Below are 19,260 nucleotides of genomic sequence, written 5' to 3'. Positions count from 1 at the left end.
TACGAACATGAAAAGATATTCAATACTATTCTTACTCACTTTAACATTCAGTCTGACTTCCTGCGAAAAACTGCTGGACAAACAACCTACAGACCAGATGTCACTGGAAGATATATTTAAAGATCTAGCCGGGGCTAAAACTACCCTTGCAGGTGCTTACGGTGCCTTATTGGAATCAGAACATTACCTCAAAAATATGATTGTATATCCCGATCTTATAGCTGGGAATATCAAATTCAGCAAATCTGTAAACTTAAGCCTGGAAGATGTTTACCTCTTGGATTATACGCCTTTACTTTCTTCATTTAATGCCAGTTATACAGGCATGTACAGTGAACTGAATAATGTGAATAACATTATCAAATATACGCCTTCAGCTGAGGGGAGTGCTGCTGATAAGGCGAAACTGATTGCTGAAGCAAAATGTATCAGGGCATTGAATCATTTTGATTTGTTGCGCACTTTTGCAAGACCCTATAATTATACCGCAGATGGAAGCCATTTGGGGATTACCATTAACCTGGTTCCCCGTTTATTTACGGATCCTTCACCGCTGAGGTCTACCTGCGCCCAGTCTTTTCAGGCGATTATCAATGACCTGACCGAGGCGATCGCCACCTTTGATGATACCAATTCCGGTGTGCTCAACGGAGCTTATCAACAGAACTTCTTCACTAAATATTCAGCGAAAGCCTTATTGGCAAAAGTATATCTCTATAGTGAAAGATGGGATGAAGCCTATGCCTTGGCTGATGAGGTAATCAGAAGTAACCGATATACCTTGCTCAATAATGCGGAATATGCTGGTAGCTGGACAGGCCGTGTGCCTTCATCGGAATCTATTTTTGAATTGGCTATAGAGACTGATTTTGCAGGTACGGGACTGGGTGGTTATTTTGATATTGCGGATAATACCTATAGAATGTATGCCGCAACAACAGATCTACTTTCTTTATATGGAGATAACGATGTCCGTGGAAGGGCGGCAATGTTTAATAGCCTGACCCTGCTCAATGTGAATTATTATTATACTAAAAAATATGCCGCAGGGGGGACTTCCCAAACACCGGTCAAATTGTTAAGATTATCAGAAATGTACCTGATCAGGGCGGAAGCAGCGCTGGAAAAAAGCAATCCTGATTTTATACAGGCTAATGCAGATTTGAATACGATCCGGAAACGTGGAGATGCCACTGCACAAGACCTGAATCTTACCGTTAAAGAAGACCTGATTACAGCTGTTTTATTGGAGCGCAGAAAGGAACTTGCATTTGAAGGGAATTTCTCATTCGATCTGGCACGACGCAGATTGAATATTGTGAGAACAGACTGTGTAGCACAAATGTGTGATATTCAGGCTAATGATTTTCGCTTGGTGATGCCCCTTCCAGCAGAAACGATCAATACCAATAACAATATGATACAAAACCAGGGATATTGATGGGTTGAAGATATTTTATACTTAAAACTGCCTCAGGTAACATGAAGGCTAATAAAAACTCAATAACCGAGCTTCAGCGAGTTCTTGAAAACAATAAATAAAAACTGAATAACCCTACAGAAAAATCAATTATATTCAAATGAAAACATTATTTGCATTTTTAGTGAGTATTACCCTGTTCACTGCCTGTAAGAAAGAGCAACCGGCGGCGAAAGAGGACTTGTACCCGGATTTACCATTGGAAGCACCTTCTTCTTCCGCCATCAATACCTTTTATAAAAATACTTCTTTTTATGAGTTGTATGTTTACAGGTATGATCCGTCGACCGAAAAATGGACCAACCGCATTCGTGGACATTATCCTACCGTATCTGCAGATGATCCCAGTTATATCGGATTTACCAATCCATATGTAGTAGATAGCGGTGTTTCTATGTTTGATATGGTCAGGTTGTATACCACTGAAATAGGTGGTAGTAATATAAAAACTGCTGCTATCAATGCAGATAAAGTCCTTCAATTTTTTCCGGATTATGAAGGGGCTAAAACAGGAATTGTGAAAATCAGGACACAGGATGTGGTCATTACAAAAGTCGGGGGAGCAGGAACATTCACGATCGGTATTAGTGGTGGAGGGACGTATGATGAGAGTACACAGCTGATTGACCTCAAGGTCACCTTCGATGAAACTGCCATTGGTGGCCCTGGTCAAACGGTATTATATAAATTTAGCGTGACGGCTTTGTCACTTAACTAAAAAACACATGTTAAGAACTTCTCTTGTATTAGTTGGTTTATTTCTCTTTATCCTGTTTACCGCTTTTTTACAGGATAAAGAATATACCGCAGATCAGTTAAGGATAATTTATAGCGGCGATCCTGCAAAATGGCCGAAAGCTCATCTTGATGAAGAGGCAAAAGCTGGATTCAGGGATATCGGTTACTTGGGTAAGGCTGTATATCCTGCAAACAATCCGTTTTCTGAAAGTAAGATTAAACTGGGAAAATTGCTGTTTTTTGATCCGAGAATGTCAGTGTCCGGACAAATTGCCTGTGCCTCCTGCCACGACCCGGAACTGGGTTGGGGTGATGGTAAACGTGTGGCGTATGGACATGACCGCAAGAATGGGACAAGAAATGCTTCCACTATTTTAAATACCGCTTTTTATAAAGAGTTGTTCTGGGATGGAAGGGCCAGTAGTTTGGAAGACCAGGCACAGTTCCCGGTGCAGGATCAGGTAGAAATGAACCATAACCTTGGTGCAATGGTAAAAAAAATCGGCCTCATTAAGGGGTACCAGCCTTTGTTTAAAAGTGCCTTCGGTACTGAAGAAATAAATCTGGAAAGAATACAACAGGCAATAGCAACATTTGAACGGGGGATCGTTAGTACAAGCAGTCGTTTTGATGCTTTTGTAAAAGGGAACAGGCAAGCGCTGCAGGATGATGAAGTGATGGGACTGCATTTGTTTCGTACCAAAGCAAGGTGCATCAATTGCCATAATAGTCCGCTGTTTAGTGACAATAAATTTCATAATGACGGACAGGCTTTATTGGGTACACGCATGGAAGACCTGGGAAGATATAAGGTGACCAAAGATTTGAAGGATATCGGCGCATTCCGTACACCTTCTTTAAGAGAAACCAATATTACCGGGCCATGGATGCACCATGGGAATTTCCCTTCGCTGCGGGATGTGATCGAACTTTATAACCTGGGCAATCCTGTGGTTTTCCAACGAAGTTCAATCATCCCTGATTCCCTGAAAACACCGAAATCACCGATGCTGAAAAAATTGAATTTAACGGAGACAGAGAAATTACAACTGGAAGCTTTTTTAAAATCTATCAGTACAAGGGTACAGAAAATCATTCCCCCAGTATTGCCGGAATAAAGAAGATTGCATTCAGTTTAATGGAACATCAGATCGCTGTGGAATTGCCGGTGCAGTTGTAGATCAGGAATATTTCATGAGATGATCACTGATCCTGTGGCGGTGTTGAATGTATGTAGGTTGCTATACCTCGTAGGTACCTTTTTTCAGAAAAAAAGTACCTACAAGGTATAAATTTAAGGCAAAAAATGTACATGCATTACTTGCTTACGGTCTTGATCTGTTGTTCAACAGACTACATGATTCTTTAGCTGATGTATTCCGCAAGCAGGCAGGAATGCATTTATTTTTTATGTTTTAAAAATCTCAGGTATTCTTTGCTACGTATCATTATACGGAACATATCTTTTTTATAGCGTAGCTGAGAAATTGTTGTCCCTTTAATTGTTAATTTTTCATCTCACCTGTCAGGTTATGTTTAAAAATAGTAAAGCATTCAGCGGTTTTTCAGTTAACCAAATCCCTGAGGCCGAGGAATTCTATAGTCAGTTACTGGGATTAACAGTGACAAAGAGGATGGGGCAGTTGGTTTTACACCTTGCGGGTGGGGGTGATGTATTCGTTTATGGTAAATCCAACCATGTACCGGCAACTTTTACCGTGCTTAACTTCCCTGTAGATGACCTGCAAGAGGCAATGGAAGCATTAAGGAAAAGGGGAGTTACGTTTATCCTTTATAATGAAGATCACTTCAGGACGGATGGCCAGGGTGTTTTCCTTGGTGAAGGGCCAAAGATTGCCTGGTTTAAGGATCCTTCGGGAAATATTCTTTCCGTACTGGAAGAAGAATGAGGGGGGTAGGATAGGACTTGGCGGTTGCAAAGCTTTCCATGGACTGCAGTTGAGAAGTAAAGTACGATTGCCCGTTTATTCAGGCAATCATGCTTATAGAAATACGTGTTTAGTGCGCGTCGTATATGATTACTTTTTCAAATAATCCGCGAAAGTTATCTAAAAATGTTTTGTGCAGTTCATGTACCTGGTATACATCGTGACCGGCAAGATCTTCAAAAAATAAGGCGAGAGAGAAGGTATAAGTAATATCAACCACTGCACGCTCGATTGGTGCAGGAGTACCAACGTGAAAGTGCTTTACAGTTTCGATTTGCTCCAGGGATTCAAGGCCCTTTCTGAAGGCTGCTTTCTGATCTTCGGTCGTGTCCGGTTTTAACCAAAATAAAACGTGATGATTTATCATATAATAAGTTTTTTTTGCAAATTTAATGTTCTAAAAATCATAACCAAATGATAAAACTCGGGATATTACTTACGCAGCAATATAGGCTCTTAAGCATAGCAGCTATATTGGATGTTTTTGAAACTGTAAATAGGTGGTATAGGGAGGAGGGAAAAACAGTACCTTTTGATATCCGGCTTTTCTATAATGAGAAAACCTGGTCTTTGCAGGGAGATGCAGTGTTTCATGGATACCAGCTTGAATCTGTTCATAATGGTTCGGTTCAGGACCTGGTCATGATCCCTTCATTTGTCAATGAAAGTGTTGGTCATGCCTTGTGCACGAATCAGGAGATTTTGGTTTGGTTGAAGCATCAGTATGCAGCTGGTGCTGGTCTGGCGAGTTTCTGTACCGGAGCTTTTTTATTGGGCGCGACTGGTTTGCTGAGTGGCAAACTGGCAACAACACATGTAGATGCCTGTAAGGATTTTTCTTTCGCGTTCCCCGATGTGAATCTCCAGCCTGATAAAACGGTTACCCAGGATGGCAGGTTATATACCAGTGGCGGGGCGACTTCCAGCTTTCATTTGATGCTCCACCTGATTCAGCAGTATTGCGGAAAGATTGTTGCCGTTAAAGTGGCAAAAGTTTTTTCGATAGATATGGATAGGGCGAATCAATCTTATTTCAGTACTTTTCAGATCTCGCAGCAGCATAATGATGAACTGGTGGCTATGGCCCAGCAAAAGATTGAAATGGCTTACCACAATACCGGGACCATCGAAGAAATGATTAAAGATATACCTGCCAGCAGAAGAAATATTGTCCGTCGTTTTAAACAGGTAACAGGAATTACGCCTATAGCATATCTGCAGCATACACGTATAGAGGCGGCTAAAAAGTTATTGGAACAAACTACGGATCAGATGACCGAAGTGATCTTTAAGTCTGGTTACAATGATCCTAAAGCCTTTAGAAAGGTATTTAGGAAGACTGTTGGCATGACACCTACTGAATACAGGGGAAAGTTTTATGCAGGATGACCAGAATAGGAAATGATCAGGCTTTTTCTTTCCCGGTAACTGATGACCACATTTCTTTTAGTAATAACATTACATCTCTATATCCCCCGGTATACATATGCCAGAAGTTAAATTTTGAGTATTCATTAATGGGTCTGTAAGATATAATGATGGCTATCAACACGGGGATCACATTGGCCACTGCGACTGCATAAACCGATTTGAAGAGGGTCAGGCCAATAAAATCTGCAATGACGTTGGCGGCAAGCATGATGAGTATCTTATAGAAGTTTACTTTAGGCTTGTGGATGACATCCAAGGTGATAGACAGAAAGCGGTCTGCAGGATATAATATGGCGATACTCATGAAAATTCTAAAGATATTAGGCGCAGCAGTATCCACATATTTTTCACCACCAATAATCATGATAATAGGCTCTGCGAAAACAATGGAGAGCGCTGCGATAACAAAAATAGCAAAGGAAAGCATACCAATCATTTTCTTCATCACATTCATCATCCCTTCTTTGTTGTTGTTGTTATAATGGGAGGATAGGCTCGGCATTCCTGAAGCAACAAGACTGATTAGTGGAATCTCAATGATTTGCATTAGTCTTCCTCCAAGGTTGTATACCGCCAGCGCTGCCGGACCGAGATAGAAATTAATGAAAAATATATCTGTAACCCGGAAGAGATTAGAACTCACGGTAGTTCCCATACTGTACTTCCCGAAATGAAAGATCTCCATAAAGGTTGCTTTCGTACAGAATTTAATGGTATTAAATTTTGTCCAGCCCAGTATCAGAGCAGCCAGACTTGCAATGAGATTAGACACTACATAGGTCATAACAATTGTTGTTAAACTGGATTTCCCCAGCATGCTAAGTACAATAACAATTGCTGTAAAAGGTATCTGATTAATCAGCCTCAACCATAATAATTTATCAAATCTGCTGTCTCCCTGAAGCACAAGCGTAGCCATGAACTGCGGTAAAGATACAATTGAAACGATGGAGAAGTATTTGAGAAACAAAATCATTCCATCGTTGGTGATATAAGGAGTAATAAGAAAAGTGAGGATATTCAAGACAATGGAAGCTGCTGTTACGGCTAGCGCCAGTCCCCATGCTGAACCCGACACCTCATTTCCTCTTTCTTTATCTGTCCCTGCATAAAATTTTACAAAGGAAATAGTGAGGAATCCCGATCTCAGCGTATCAATTAAACCCCACATGGTCATGAAAAAAACATATATACCTATTTCCTGTACCGATAGCGCCCTGTACAAAACACCCAATACCACTACCCCAAATATTCCCATAACTCCATTCCCCAGAAGAGATTGTATATGTGTGTTTTTTAAAGAGGAAAGTATTTTTTTTATTAAAGACATAGGTAAAAGTTTACGGGCTTAGACAGGGGGATTTAGTTTTATTTAATCGGTAATGTGTTTGTCAATCTTATCCAGAATAAAGGGATCGGCATCAATATCAAATTTTCTTGCAAATAACATATCTGACTGAATGATCTTCTCATAATCATTTGTCAATAGTGTTTTGGGATGTGCTTCTCCTGCGTTCCATTCAATGTATCTGTAATTATTATTGATCACTTCATTCTTATACGGTGAATTCATTATTAAGGTTGCGATAGCAAATTCATCAGGAGTCCAGGTATAGTTTAAAAAACTGGTCAGTTCGGAATTGTTATTCAAAAATTCAGCCATATAAATGGCCACTTCATAATTTATAGTCCACCAGGTGGAATTACTGCTTCCATACAGTCTTAAATCTAAAGGGAATATACGTTCAGGCATCATCTTATTCAATAGATTCTGAATAAAATATTTTCCTCTAAAGTTCATATCCGTAAGATGGAATTTTTTATATCTTGCTGCGGCCGCTTTCCACCATTTGGTATCATTACTGATATCAAATGATATAAATGATTTACCTATGTGTTTCTCAAAAAAGTCATGAATCTCATTGACAGGTTTGACCGGGTAATCCTGTGCACTGAGGAGATTGATGAAATCATATGTGATTTTGGTTTTCCTAATCTGTTCGATAGATTTGAGCATCGCACGAACCAGACTGTAACCTCCCCAGTTGCATCGTATCCTTTCCTCTACAAAATGAACATTACTAAGCTGTTTTAAATAGTCAAACGACCTGATGTCAACCTTTTTATCTAAATGTATATAACAATCAGAGTCCTGATGGTTTAAAGCGGATATTAGCCTTTCCAGCTGCTTCGGATTTTTGTGGGCAACTATGAGGTGGGCAATGCGCATAATGTCATTTTTTAATTAAGGCCGGGAGCGGTATACTTTTAAGTTTAAAAACTAGTCCAATATATATTTAATCTGTTAAATGACTACAATTTTTTAAGGTAAAAATGAATAAATCTTTAGATTTTACCGCTTTTTAGGCTTTTAGCAGCAAAGTCACATGCCCTGGCAGTTAATGCCATATAAGTTAGAGAGGGGTTTTGACAACCTGAAGAAGTCATACAACTTCCATCTGTAACAAATACGTTAGGCGCTGCATGGATCTGATTGTTTGCATTCAATACAGATGTACCAGGATCCCTTCCCATTCTAGCTGTGCCCATTTCATGTACAGTGTCTCCTCCCGGTTTTTTATAGTTGAAAGTATCGACCGAAGTAAATCCTGCTGACACCAGCATTTCCCCTGCAGAATGGCTGATATCTTTCATCATTTGCTGTTCATTGTCTTTGAAAGCAAAGTCGATGACCATTTTTGGCAGGCCCCACTTATCTTTTTCTGTTTGGTGGAGGCTAACCTTATTTTCATGGTAAGGAAGACATTCGCCCCATCCAGCCATCCAGATGGACCAGTCGCCCGGAGTACTGAGCTGTTTCTTGAACTCTGCTCCGAATCCGGGTACTCCTCCAAGACTTTGCCATTCCTCACGTTCCCCATCGCCCTGAATATTATATCCCCTGATAAAATCATGCCCTTCATTTTCCTGAAGGTTTCTAAACCTGGGTATTAAGAATCCACAAGGCCTGCGGCCTTTGTAGTAAGTATCCTGAAATCCTTTATGTACACCCCTTGCACCTGCTGAAGAGTGATGGTCCATTAAATTATGACCGATCTCTCCACTATCGTTTCCAAATCCATCAGGGAATCTGTGGGATCTGGAATTTAATAATATACCTGCAGTAGCAATTGTTGATGCATTCAGGAAAATTACTTTGGCATGGTATTCGAAATGTTCATTGGTAAGGGTATCTATTATTCTGACACCGCTTGCTTTATTTTTTTGTTCATCGTATAAAATTTCAGAGACAATAGAATATGGTCTTAAAGTCAGGTTGCCGGTTTGGAATGCTGCAGGTATAGTAGAGCTGTTGCTGCTGAAATAACCGCCGAAAGGGCAACCCCTTGAACAGAGGTTTCTGTTCTGGCAGGGACCCCGGTGATCCCATCCCCTGGTCAGGTTCGCTACCCTTGCAATGGTAAGCAATCTGTTCTGATCACTTTTTCTTAAGGAATCGGCAAGATGTTGTTCTACACAGTTTAATTCCATAGGAGGAAGGAAACGGCCATCAGGAAGATGAGGAAGATTTTCCTGTTTGCCGCTGACCCCGATAAACTGTTCCACATAATTATACCAGGGTTCGATTTCTTTATAACGCAGTGGCCAGTCTACCCCGATGTTGTCTTTTAAATTTGCAGTAAAATCAAGATCGCTGAGGCGATAACACTGTCGTCCCCAGGTCAATGATCTGCCACCAACTTGATAACCCCTTATCCAGTTGAATGGCTGCTCTTCCACATAGGGATGATCGTTAAAATTGGCAAAGAACATTTTGTCTCCAGCATTTGAGTATCCTGAGCGGAGCGGATTTTCCTTTATTTCGGCATTTGAGCTGTTGAGACGGAATTTAAAATCCCATGGATTTAAGTTGGCAGTGGTATAATCCTTAATATGCTCTACATTTCTTCCCCTTTCCAATAGCAATGTTTTCATGCCTTTTTTACAGAGTTCCATCGCAGCCCAGCCTCCGCTTATACCAGATCCGATAACGATAGCATCGTAGGTAGCTTGTTCTTTTCCTTTACCGGTTTTATACATATAACTTTATTTTGTGGCCCAGGATTTTTGATTTTTGGCCAATGGAATACAACCCTGATAATTTACCGGAATATAATCATAGGCAAGGCCTATGGTGGCACCTATCTCTGAGGTACAATAGCCCTCCACTGTCAGCTCCTTAAATCTGACAAAAAAAGGCTTTCCAAGAAATTTATTGTTGACTTTATTCAATATTTCGAAGGGATAGGAGGACTGATCTTCGAAATAAGTACAGATATCGATTTTTTCACTGGTACTGCATTGCAGAAAATTTTTCGAATAATTACGTTGTGTGTATTCCTCGAAGTCATCTAGACCATTCATAAAGATGTGCTGGGATTTGGCTTCTGTACAGTAACATATCATATTGAGGATGAAGTCTTCCACATGTGCATCTTTTGCACCTGGTGTATCTGTCACTGGAATGATCACCTCTGCAATTTCGGCAATTAATGCTTTCTTTAGCAGCAAACCTTCCAGGTTGGGCGGCTGTTTAAACCGTTGCCATTTGTAGATGGAAAATGAAGATATTCCCAGGCCGATGAACGCGGCAATACCCTTTAATGATGACCTTCTGTTCATGCAATTATTGAATTGAATACTTTAGCAGAATTAAATTTATATACAAAATTTATCATTTACCCGGGTTAAAAAGACTCTAAAATACATCAAATCAATGTGTTTAGCTGTAGTTTATGATCTGATAAGGTGTAAATATCGTTCTATAGAAAGACAATTCAACTAGATTTTTTATAGAATCTACCTAAATATATTATCTTTAAATCGTATTCAAAGAATATTTACCAATAATATATGAGACCATTATTAATCCCTGAATCCATTACCAGGCTAAATAAAGACAAAGAAGTACTGGAAAAGGAGATTAGCCGTATTAAAGAAAATTTCAGTAATTTGAATACTGGTGAGCCTTTAATTTCAGTGATTATCCCTGCATATAATGAGGAGGAAAATTTATTGAAAACACTGTATTCACTTTCACTGAGCACGACATCGCATGCCGTTGAAGTAATTGTGGTGAATAATAACTCTAAGGATTTAACGGGACAATACGCATTGAATAGCGGAGTAATCTGTATTGATGAAAAAAAACAGGGAATTACAAATGCCAGAAATGCAGGACTTGCCGTTGCTAAAGGTACATATATACTGAATGCAGATGCTGATACCATTTATCCGGCATCTTGGATCGATGATATGGTTGCCCCATTAATAGCAGATGAGTCCGTTTGTCTTACCTATGGGAAGTTTTCTTTTATACCGATTGGTGAAACATCCAGGTTAGTATACTTTTTCTATGAGTATTTTGCGGACCTGAACAGAAAAATTATACAACTTTATAAAGAGGAAGCTTTAAACGTATATGGATTTAATTCCGCCTGCCGTCGGGTACAGATTTTAGCTGTGAATGGTTTTGATCATCCGCAAGGTAATAATGAAGATGGCTGGTTAGCTTTTAAATTGCGTGGAAAGGGATTTGGGAAGTTGTATTGGGTAACGTTGGACAGGAGTATTGTCTGGACGACGGACAGAAGAATTCTTCTGGACGGAGGTTTTTTTGTAGCTACTCTTGACAGGCTGCACAAATACCTCAGGCCAAGTCATTATAAGAAAAAGAAATAAGCTACTTCAGCTTCCTGTCCGCCAACACATTGATGTATTCCATTTCTACCTTTCGGGTCATGGTGGCAATATTAAAATTTTCTTTGATGTTCTTTCCCGCATTTTCTCCGAGTTTTCTTCTTAACTCCGGATCAGTTATTAGGAGTTCTATAGCTGCTGCTAACTGTTCAGGATCGGAAATTGGAATGAGGATTCCATCCTCCATGTGCGATACCAAGTCTTTCGTCCCATCAATCGCAGTTGCGATGATGGCTTTACGCATGGCCATAGCTTCCAGAAGTGCTATTGGAAGACCTTCCCAAAGAGAAGGAAGGCAAAATATATCAATTCCGTTTAATATCGCAGGGATATCACTTCTGAAATTTTCAAAAACAATACGGGGAAGGAGATTTAAACTGGTTGCCAGTTCAACCATTTCTTTTTTCATGTCGCCATCTCCTACGATGAGAAATTTTACCTTCTGGGTGGCGGGAATTTTACTGATAGCTTTTAAAAATGTTAGTGGTGCTTTCTGTGCAGTAATTCTGGCGATGTAACCTACAAGAATTTCATCTTTTGCTATCCCAAAGGAAGCCCTTACATCTTCATAGTCCAGGTCGGGATTAAATTTTATCTGATTAATCCCATTCACGATTACCGTCGATCCTGGCATAGGGAATTTTTGTTTGCCCTCGTTCAGGTTGCTTTGCGACACGCATATCGTACGGTGTGCCACACTTACCAGAAAACGTTCACTGAGTGTGCGGATCAATTTTACCAAAGGATTTTGATCAGGGTGGAATGACCATCCATGAACAGTATATATGATTGGAATTTTAAGTGCTTTGGCACTGGAAAAGGTATTTGAATTTGCCCTGGTACCATGTGCATGGATCAGGTCGATGTGCTCATTGACCAATATTTTTTTGACATCTTTCCAGACCTTATAGTTGAATGGTTTTTCCGTTGGCACAACATAGGTTTTAAAACCGTCTGCCTTCAGTTTATCCACCATTGGACCTTCTGTAAAAGATAAGATAACCGATTCAAACTTGTTTTTGTCAAGTTCGTTTACCAGATCAAGTACATGGGTTTCTCCGCCCCCAACTTTTCCCTGCCTGATGGTCTGCAATATCTTGATCTTACGTTGTGGTATCATAGGAGCGAATATAGTTTATTGAAGGCGAATATTAATTAGGTTTATTTTTCTTTTCCTCTTCTCCATCATAATAATGAACTGTTGCCGTGGAAATTTCATTTGCTCGTTTGGCTTTAAATAAGGAGAGAATCTGGAAAAAGATGAAAAGTGGAATTCTAAGAAGGGAGGTATACACTAACTTTGGAGCTTTGAAATACCGAAGTGCGATAAAAAATACAAAAAAGAAACCGATGATAACAAATAGCCAGTATAACAGAAGCTGTGGCCAGAAAAAGATATCTACAAGGATAGATATACCTGTTAAGGCGACAATAATAAACAGGGGAGGCCTTGAAAATACCAGCCCACATAAAAACTGATTCCAATCTGCATGACTTAAACCTTTACCCATCAGATGTATACCTTTACCTGCATATTTAAACCAGGTATTTATCCATCTGGCGCGTTGGTTAACCAGTTGTGCTGATTTGGAAGTCTTCTCATCATAAACAATTGCTTTTTCTGCGAAAGCAATACGTTGCCGCCTGTTCAGGATTTCCATTTGGAGCACTTTATCAAAACCTGCGCCTTCAATGTTCAGGTTTTCCAGGCATTCCCTGTAGAAATTACTCGTGAAAGCCATTCCTGAACCAGCTAGTGATGCAGAAGATCCTACCTCAAATAGTAATTTTCTATCTATAAAGCGGTAATACATATCCCCGGCTTCATCTAGGCAAGCATAAGTAGTATTCAGGTTTTTTGCCTGGCGTACGCCCTGAACGGCAATGAATTTCTCCGCGAAGAACTTATTCAATTCATTGAGGTATTCCGGATCAACCAGATTATCACTATCGATGATTGTGAGGATTTCGTGAGGGCGGACAAAGTTTTTTATGGCATAAAAATGGGATTTGGTATTACTGGATAGTGTTTCTTCAGGTCTGAGCAGTATGACCCGGTCATTATTGAAATGTAAGTTACTGATGTCACATTTGTCGGCCACTACATAGACCATGTAATTGACGTAATTTAGTTTAAGGATAGAATTTACGACCGAAGGCAATAAATTTGTTTGCTCATAGGCCGTAACAATGATAGCGTAATCGTAATCTTTTGATTGGGCTGAAGGGCTGAATTTCTTCCTGAATATCCGAAGAAAATAAAGTAGTAAGGGGATGATGAGGTTAATTCCTATTAACACTTGAATCACAATCCAAAAAAAAGGTAAAAATTTCATAAGCAATAGGAATGATTAGTGATTAACTTGCTGTAATGATATAGCGGAATAAATTTGTGAGACACTGTTTTCCCAGGTATGTTCTAAAGCAAAAGTCCTTCTGGCGTCCTGTAATTCTTCTGAATCTTCAGCAAGGGCTTTTTCTATGAGTTTGATATAATCCGCTTTAGTCTCTGCTAGATATACAAAATCGCCAAACGACTTCATGGCCACTGTAGCTGTAGCTACGACTGGTTTACCTATGGCAAGGTACTCATCAATTTTACGTGGATAATTTCCGATAGTTACCTCGTTTAATAATTGGGGATTAATACACACATCGAAGAAATTGATGTAATCAGGGAGCTCTTCAACGGGTTTAAGACCAACAAACATGATATTTTTGAAATCATGAAGTTTGCTGTTGGCAAAACTATGATCTTCCGGTCCAACAAGGATGATGGTCCATTCAGGTCTTTCAGACGCAATATGCATCAGGATATCCATATCTAACCGGATGCTTTGGAGTGCACCAACATACCCTATAAATGGCCGTCTTGCGGTATTTAATTCCGGCAATAGGGGCAATTGATCATTCTTTACAAAAAGATCCAGTTCACAGCCCTGTCCAACATAATAAGAATCCGGATTATAGGTGGCACAATACTCCGTTAGAAAAGTAGAGTTTGCTACACAAATATCACTTTTTGCAATGAGTTTAGGTTCTAAAACCCGTCCATGTTTTTTCCAGTAGTCCACCGCAACCATGTTGTCGCGTGAGTAGTAAATGGAAATAGAAGGGGACAATAATTCTTTTAAATAGTAAACTTTGAGGATCTCATTATCATTGAATAAGATAAAATCTTTAAAGTTCAGTCTTTTGATTGCTTTTTTTATAGAACGTGCAAGTTTTTTATTATTTCGTTTATTCAGCAGGCTAAATATGAGAGTGCTATTGATCCAGTTCAGGGATTCAAGTAAACAATCTGGATAATAATTCCAAAGGTTGGATTGAATTTCTATCAAATTTTCCTGCTCACCTTTGATCATACTCACCCTTTTTTTTACTTTCTCATTGTTTTTGTGCCTGAGCAGCGTAATTCTGTCTAATGGAGAGTTGACATATAGCACCCTGTTATGTTTACTAAATTCAAGCGCAATATTTTTGCAGTTACTGCCAATCTCAGTATCCCAAGGTTGCTGTCCGATAACGATGATATCTCTTCCTGTGATGATTTCTCTCATGTCAACTCAATTATCGTGTAACTTTTTCCCATTGCTTTGAAGCCGTATTGTAGGATTTAATAACTTTTGCAGGATTTCCTACTGCTACAGAAAAGGGAGGGACATCTTTGGTGACTACACTTCCAGCACCAATGACACAATGCTTACCCAGGGTTACCCCTGCAGTTATCGTACTATTTGCGCCAATCCAGACATCATCACAAATGATGATCTGTTTACAGCTTTCCTTTTGGAGACGGGGTGAGATACTTACATCTTCATATCCATGATTTAACCCAGATACGACAATATTTTGTGCCATCATCACATCATTTCCGATGTTTACAGGTCCAATGACTACATTTCCTAAACCTATTATAGTATGATTACCGATATTAACGTGGCCCACGCCATTATTAATTGTAGAAAAATCTTCTATCACAGACTGTTGTCCCAGGTTGAATTGGTTATAGGGGAAAACATCAAGTCTGGTTCTGTTCCTGATAATAGCATGCTTTCCTCTTTTATGAAAAAATGGATTCACAAAAACGCGTACCCAAAATCTTGGGCGATGTTCATTGGCCGGAATCATTAATCTGTGGAAAAATTGCTTTAACGCTGGATTAGATTTTATTTTAGTAACAATGGACATAGGCTGTTCAATTAATCTTTATTTTTATAATTCAATCCCCTGATAAAACCTATAAGTCCGCATATCAGGGCTGGGACAGCAAATATTTCAAATGGCATAACTATTTCGTATTTAACACTCTTAATTTTTCTTCTTTTATTTCCCTGTCGAGCTTAGGACAAAGGAATATGAAAACCCAGGATACATAGACCACAAATGAAGATGGAGCCGTATTGATGACCTCATTTCCATAACTACAGAATAATATGCCGGCATAACCAGCAGTGAGGGCTGTGGCCTTTACCTGTAGGCCCTTATCTTCTAATCTCCATACAATTCCGCAACATTTACCAAGTATATACATCATAAAACAGAACCAGATGGTAAATCCGACGATTCCATACATAGCCCATACCTTTACCCAATAACTATCAGGCTGTATTTTTGAAAGGAATTTATCCTTATTGTACTCCATTCCCCATACGCCGATCACCCCCAATCCTCCTCCCAATGGCCTTGAACTCAGATAATCTCTCAGGATCAACTGATTTGTGAGCCTTACATTGAGCGATGCTTCTTTCGGATCCAGGGCAGATCTGATCCTGAAAATCTGATAGTTGGTATCTCCGATATGGGTAAACTTCAGGATAAACAGGCAAAACAAAACAAAAAAACCACCTATAAAAATAACCTTAAAATTTTTACTTAAGCCAATGGCGAGGAAAACGCCGACAATCAGTGCAAATAAAGCACCACGGGTTCCAGAGATCAGCATGCCATAGATCATTAATACAGCTGCAACAGCCAATAAAAGTTTTTTCCATAGCTTGAATGGCCCCAAAGCCAGGACCATAGCAATTAGCGCGATATGGGCCTGTGATGCACCAAATTGTCCAGCATCGCTATAAAAGGAGAAAACGCGTAATTTGCCCCATATGATATGGGTAATATAAGCTCCGGCAGCAAGATAGCGGGTTTCACCTGGAGATGGCCCTATATATAGCTGTTTAATTCCGTTGATGGTAGCCAGTAAGGATAAACCCAGGATCATATACAAAAATGTATTGAGGTCTTTTCTGGTTTTGACATGCATGAGTGCCAGCGGGACGATGAGAAAGGGATATAATGCGGCCGCACGTATTTCCTGAAGCCATCCCTGAAAACTGGCTTTTGCGGGATTGGCTACCTCCATTACACTGATAATAAACCAGATGGCCATCAGGTAAAAAAGGTCGACATTTAAGGCTTTCCAGTTATAGTTACTTGCTGTGAACAATAGGGTGAGCCAACCGAGCAACAGAATCCCTTCCTGCAATGTTCCGGCAGGGAAATTGCCAGGGATTTCCCTGCCTACGATGCCAAAGGTAAAGCAGTAGAAGACCATCAGCCATACGGCCATCTTAGGACATCTGATGAAACTAATCTGGACTGCAATAAGGCAGGAAACGGCAATAACAGCTATGGGCAGAAGAATCCCAACATCAACCACAAGAAAACAAATACTCAGGGAGATAAGTATTGCTATTGAAGTTAAAATAAATCTTAATCTGTCTGTTTTATTCCATTCAAACGCTTTCTCCATTTATCTTTTGGTTATCAGGATAAAAAAATCATGAGGTGAATGTGTTGTGGTAATGATTAGGCTTTATCATCAATCTTAATCTTATTCAGAACCCATCCTATAAACCCAGGTTGTTTCTTTAAGTATTGCAGATGTTCTTTGTCTGTTTCTGATAGCGTCTTTCCAACCTCAAAAACGGCTATGTTTTTTTCCGTGAACAGCAACCATTCTTTAGCAATATTAATTTCTTTCAAGCTGTTCACATCGATAATGATAAGATCAAATTCATTCCTTAAAACTTCAAAACCAGCTTTCAGATTTTTAGAGCTTTGGTTTTCCAACAAAGAGGTATTGTCTGCATTCTTTTTAAAGATGGTGATCAGGTCATTATCGTCTGCATGGATTTCTCTCTTAATTAGGAAGGTTTCAAAATTCTCAACGATGGCAAGATCTTTTATATTTGCATTTTTTATCGTTTGATCCTCACCGCCAATTAATAAAATCTTCTTTCCTGTCTTTGAAAATCCGTATGCCAGGCAAGAGGATATAAAAGATTTACCTTCACCTGTCGCTAAACTGGTAATCCCAATAATTTTACTTCCGTCTGCTTCCAGGTGATTGGTAATTTCCAGTCTCAGTGACCTTAACAAATTTTTAAAGGTCATGTAATTTGGATTATCCTGATTCTTCCAGATATCTTTGATGGATATCCTTTCATTATCTATTTGATTTAAAGTCCCGATTACAGGAGATCCTGTCGCATTTGATAATTGTTTTGAAGTATTAATGGTATTGTCAAGGTAAAATAATGACACAATAGCTGTCAGACAGATCGCAAAACTTGCAAAGCCTGCCAACACCATAAACAAAATTCTTTTTGAAGGTTCAGGAGGGCCAATAAGTCCAAGTTGAGCAATGTTGAGTTTAAGACCTATATTCTGTTCTGTCCTGGTCAGATTATATCGGTTTAGCGCATCCATGTAATCTTTGGTGGCCAGTTCAGCATCCCTTTCATAGTTCTGGATACCCGCATCGAAAGGTACCATTGCATTATATTTTCCTCTCAGCTGACTAAGTTCCCTGTCAATAGCAGAAATACTGCTTTTTGCCTGGTCCATTGCAATGCCGAGTGCTGCACGCTGCTGGATCAAACTTTGTTTAGATGCAGTAGGATCTACGATATTATCATCTGAGTTTTGGGCAGTTTTAGCAGAACGCAAAGCTGTTAAAGAATCTATCTTCTTTTTATCTGATGCTTTGAACCCTCCATCTATATATCTGTCGTTTGCAATTTTCAATTGATTATTAATATCTACGATCTGACGGTTTTGGGAGGCTGTATTTGAATTCACGTAGGGGTCTGAGCCACGTAGTTTTGCCTCAATAGCCGATATGGCTCCCTGATTCGCCTGGATTTGTCTCAGGGCTTCAGCTTTACTTGCTTCATTCTGGGTAATCTGTTCGAAGATTGTAGCAGACTGTTTATCCAGGTTAAGTACTCCATTTGCTTCTTTAAAATTTTTGAGTGCTGCATTTTTAGTATTCATCACTTCCTCTTTTCTTTTGAGCAGTGAATCCAGCAGTGCAATCGAGTTGTTTTGGTTATAATTTACATCTGAGGAATAAATATCAATAAATTCTGTACTCAATGTGTTCACTAGGAATGCCGATAATGCCGGATTTTCTGAAACATAGCTTACATTGATAAAATCACTACCATCGCTATGCGCAATGGTTAGTTTTTTATTGATTGTTTCTTCGTCATAACCCATTGAAGTGACATATGCATATAATGGATATTTTATGTTATCCGCTTCGGAAAGACTCGTTTTGGTCAGCAACTTTGCTTTAAAGAGCTGGATAACTTCTGTCCTTTGGACGGAGGTTAATGAATCCAGTTTCGGACTATATTTTTTAAATGGGCTTTTAGGATTTTCTAGGTCATGGATCATCAGGTCATAAGAAAGTATGCTCATCACTTTCTTAAGTTTCATTTTCTCAATGATATTAGAAAACTGTTGATTCAGTTTAAAATAATCCATGTTTTGTTCCGTAGCAACCTGTTTGGATTGGTCCACGAGGCCTGTAGATATTTGCGCTTCTGAACTATACTGGTTAGGCAGGTTTTTTACCATGAAATAGGTTATTGTCAGCGTGACAATAGGGACTATAATAATAAACCATTTATATTTATTAAAATGTGTTAACAATGCCTTAAAATCCATAGGTGG

17 protein-coding genes are annotated in these 19,260 nt (G+C 39.3%); 6 read left to right on the top strand and 11 right to left on the bottom strand.

Features of this window, described 5'->3' with window-relative positions; all coding sequences use genetic code 11:
- The first annotated feature begins 7 nt into the window (after positions 1-7).
- The 4 genes from ACSBL2_RS20215 to ACSBL2_RS20200 all read left to right on the top strand — a co-directional run bounded on the left by ACSBL2_RS20215 (position 8) and on the right by ACSBL2_RS20200 (position 4,128).
- The gene (locus ACSBL2_RS20215; RefSeq protein ID WP_442588367.1) at positions 8-1,441 is read left to right on the top strand and encodes a RagB/SusD family nutrient uptake outer membrane protein; all 1,434 of its coding nucleotides are present in this window, start codon (positions 8-10) and stop codon (positions 1,439-1,441) included.
- Between the two features lie 139 nt (positions 1,442-1,580).
- The gene (locus ACSBL2_RS20210) at positions 1,581-2,198 is read left to right on the top strand and encodes a hypothetical protein (protein WP_442588366.1); all 618 of its coding nucleotides are present in this window, start codon (positions 1,581-1,583) and stop codon (positions 2,196-2,198) included.
- 7 nt (positions 2,199-2,205) lie between these two features.
- On the top strand, positions 2,206-3,336 hold the full coding sequence (locus tag ACSBL2_RS20205; RefSeq protein WP_442588365.1) for a cytochrome-c peroxidase: 1,131 nt from the start codon (positions 2,206-2,208) through the stop codon (positions 3,334-3,336).
- A gap of 414 nt (positions 3,337-3,750) precedes the next feature.
- Positions 3,751-4,128 (top strand): VOC family protein, encoded by a 378-nt coding sequence (locus ACSBL2_RS20200; protein WP_442588364.1) that lies wholly within the window; start codon positions 3,751-3,753, stop codon positions 4,126-4,128.
- Between the two features lie 109 nt (positions 4,129-4,237).
- On the opposite strand, the gene ACSBL2_RS20195 is transcribed toward ACSBL2_RS20200, so the two are convergent.
- Positions 4,238-4,534, bottom strand: a complete 297-nt coding sequence (locus tag ACSBL2_RS20195; RefSeq protein ID WP_442588363.1) for a Dabb family protein — start codon at positions 4,532-4,534, stop codon at positions 4,238-4,240.
- Between the two features lie 47 nt (positions 4,535-4,581).
- Here ACSBL2_RS20195 and ACSBL2_RS20190 point away from each other — a divergent pair, with 47 nt between their 5' ends.
- Positions 4,582-5,556, top strand: a complete 975-nt coding sequence (locus ACSBL2_RS20190; RefSeq protein ID WP_442588362.1) for a GlxA family transcriptional regulator — start codon at positions 4,582-4,584, stop codon at positions 5,554-5,556.
- A gap of 16 nt (positions 5,557-5,572) precedes the next feature.
- On the opposite strand, the gene ACSBL2_RS20185 is transcribed toward ACSBL2_RS20190, so the two are convergent.
- The 4 genes from ACSBL2_RS20185 to ACSBL2_RS20170 form a co-directional block, all read right to left on the bottom strand.
- Positions 5,573-6,928, bottom strand: a complete 1,356-nt coding sequence (locus tag ACSBL2_RS20185) for a lipopolysaccharide biosynthesis protein (protein WP_442588361.1) — start codon at positions 6,926-6,928, stop codon at positions 5,573-5,575.
- A 42-nt stretch (positions 6,929-6,970) separates the two neighbouring features.
- Positions 6,971-7,828: a beta-1,6-N-acetylglucosaminyltransferase gene (locus tag ACSBL2_RS20180; RefSeq protein ID WP_442588360.1), complete on the bottom strand. Its 858-nt coding sequence runs from the start codon at positions 7,826-7,828 to the stop codon at positions 6,971-6,973.
- 116 nt (positions 7,829-7,944) lie between these two features.
- Complete coding sequence (locus ACSBL2_RS20175; protein ID WP_442588359.1) at positions 7,945-9,639, bottom strand: GMC oxidoreductase; 1,695 nt, start codon at positions 9,637-9,639, stop codon at positions 7,945-7,947.
- 6 nt (positions 9,640-9,645) lie between these two features.
- Complete coding sequence (locus tag ACSBL2_RS20170; RefSeq protein WP_442588358.1) at positions 9,646-10,221, bottom strand: gluconate 2-dehydrogenase subunit 3 family protein; 576 nt, start codon at positions 10,219-10,221, stop codon at positions 9,646-9,648.
- Between the two features lie 231 nt (positions 10,222-10,452).
- On the opposite strand from ACSBL2_RS20170, the gene ACSBL2_RS20165 reads away from it, so the two are divergent.
- Positions 10,453-11,280: a glycosyltransferase family 2 protein gene (locus ACSBL2_RS20165; RefSeq protein WP_442588357.1), complete on the top strand. Its 828-nt coding sequence runs from the start codon at positions 10,453-10,455 to the stop codon at positions 11,278-11,280.
- Position 11,281: 1 nt separating this feature from the next.
- On the opposite strand, the gene ACSBL2_RS20160 is transcribed toward ACSBL2_RS20165, so the two are convergent.
- The 6 genes from ACSBL2_RS20160 to ACSBL2_RS20135 all read right to left on the bottom strand — a co-directional run bounded on the left by ACSBL2_RS20160 (position 11,282) and on the right by ACSBL2_RS20135 (position 19,254).
- Positions 11,282-12,418: a glycosyltransferase family 4 protein gene (locus ACSBL2_RS20160; RefSeq protein ID WP_442588356.1), complete on the bottom strand. Its 1,137-nt coding sequence runs from the start codon at positions 12,416-12,418 to the stop codon at positions 11,282-11,284.
- A 31-nt stretch (positions 12,419-12,449) separates the two neighbouring features.
- Positions 12,450-13,607, bottom strand: a complete 1,158-nt coding sequence (locus ACSBL2_RS20155; protein ID WP_442588355.1) for a glycosyltransferase — start codon at positions 13,605-13,607, stop codon at positions 12,450-12,452.
- A gap of 42 nt (positions 13,608-13,649) precedes the next feature.
- Positions 13,650-14,858: a glycosyltransferase gene (locus ACSBL2_RS20150; protein ID WP_442588354.1), complete on the bottom strand. Its 1,209-nt coding sequence runs from the start codon at positions 14,856-14,858 to the stop codon at positions 13,650-13,652.
- Positions 14,859-14,868: 10 nt separating this feature from the next.
- The gene (locus tag ACSBL2_RS20145; RefSeq protein ID WP_442588353.1) at positions 14,869-15,429 is read right to left on the bottom strand and encodes an acyltransferase; all 561 of its coding nucleotides are present in this window, start codon (positions 15,427-15,429) and stop codon (positions 14,869-14,871) included.
- Positions 15,430-15,589: 160 nt separating this feature from the next.
- Complete coding sequence (locus ACSBL2_RS20140; RefSeq protein WP_442588352.1) at positions 15,590-17,050, bottom strand: O-antigen ligase family protein; 1,461 nt, start codon at positions 17,048-17,050, stop codon at positions 15,590-15,592.
- Between the two features lie 56 nt (positions 17,051-17,106).
- Positions 17,107-19,254 (bottom strand): exopolysaccharide transport family protein, encoded by a 2,148-nt coding sequence (locus tag ACSBL2_RS20135; protein ID WP_442588351.1) that lies wholly within the window; start codon positions 19,252-19,254, stop codon positions 17,107-17,109.
- Between the last annotated feature and the right edge of the window lie 6 nt (positions 19,255-19,260).

Origin of the sequence: Pedobacter sp. AW31-3R (genome assembly GCF_052180285.1) — a bacterium.
Lineage (GTDB): Bacteria > Bacteroidota > Bacteroidia > Sphingobacteriales > Sphingobacteriaceae > Pedobacter.
The sequence above is the reverse complement of the archived record's forward strand: the minus strand, read 5'-3'. Positions and strand labels throughout refer to the sequence as shown.

Excerpts from the sequence above, each read along its gene's own strand:
- ACSBL2_RS20205 (WP_442588365.1), top strand. The coding sequence starts at position 2,206 with ATGTTAAGAACTTCTCTTGTATTAGTTGGTTTATTTCTCTTTATCCTG.
- ACSBL2_RS20210 (WP_442588366.1), top strand. The coding sequence starts at position 1,581 with ATGAAAACATTATTTGCATTTTTAGTGAGTATTACCCTGTTCACTGCC.
- ACSBL2_RS20190 (WP_442588362.1), top strand. The coding sequence starts at position 4,582 with ATGATAAAACTCGGGATATTACTTACGCAGCAATATAGGCTCTTAAGC.
- ACSBL2_RS20135 (WP_442588351.1), bottom strand. The coding sequence starts at position 19,254 with ATGGATTTTAAGGCATTGTTAACACATTTTAATAAATATAAATGGTTT.
- ACSBL2_RS20185 (WP_442588361.1), bottom strand. The coding sequence starts at position 6,928 with ATGTCTTTAATAAAAAAAATACTTTCCTCTTTAAAAAACACACATATA.
- ACSBL2_RS20180 (WP_442588360.1), bottom strand. The coding sequence starts at position 7,828 with ATGCGCATTGCCCACCTCATAGTTGCCCACAAAAATCCGAAGCAGCTG.
- ACSBL2_RS20170 (WP_442588358.1), bottom strand. The coding sequence starts at position 10,221 with ATGAACAGAAGGTCATCATTAAAGGGTATTGCCGCGTTCATCGGCCTG.
- ACSBL2_RS20200 (WP_442588364.1), top strand. The coding sequence starts at position 3,751 with ATGTTTAAAAATAGTAAAGCATTCAGCGGTTTTTCAGTTAACCAAATC.
- ACSBL2_RS20175 (WP_442588359.1), bottom strand. The coding sequence starts at position 9,639 with ATGTATAAAACCGGTAAAGGAAAAGAACAAGCTACCTACGATGCTATC.
- ACSBL2_RS20160 (WP_442588356.1), bottom strand. The coding sequence starts at position 12,418 with ATGATACCACAACGTAAGATCAAGATATTGCAGACCATCAGGCAGGGA.
- ACSBL2_RS20145 (WP_442588353.1), bottom strand. The coding sequence starts at position 15,429 with ATGATTCCGGCCAATGAACATCGCCCAAGATTTTGGGTACGCGTTTTT.
- ACSBL2_RS20215 (WP_442588367.1), top strand. The coding sequence starts at position 8 with ATGAAAAGATATTCAATACTATTCTTACTCACTTTAACATTCAGTCTG.
- ACSBL2_RS20165 (WP_442588357.1), top strand. The coding sequence starts at position 10,453 with ATGAGACCATTATTAATCCCTGAATCCATTACCAGGCTAAATAAAGAC.
- ACSBL2_RS20195 (WP_442588363.1), bottom strand. The coding sequence starts at position 4,534 with ATGATAAATCATCACGTTTTATTTTGGTTAAAACCGGACACGACCGAA.
- ACSBL2_RS20150 (WP_442588354.1), bottom strand. The coding sequence starts at position 14,858 with ATGAGAGAAATCATCACAGGAAGAGATATCATCGTTATCGGACAGCAA.
- ACSBL2_RS20140 (WP_442588352.1), bottom strand. The coding sequence starts at position 17,050 with ATGGAGAAAGCGTTTGAATGGAATAAAACAGACAGATTAAGATTTATT.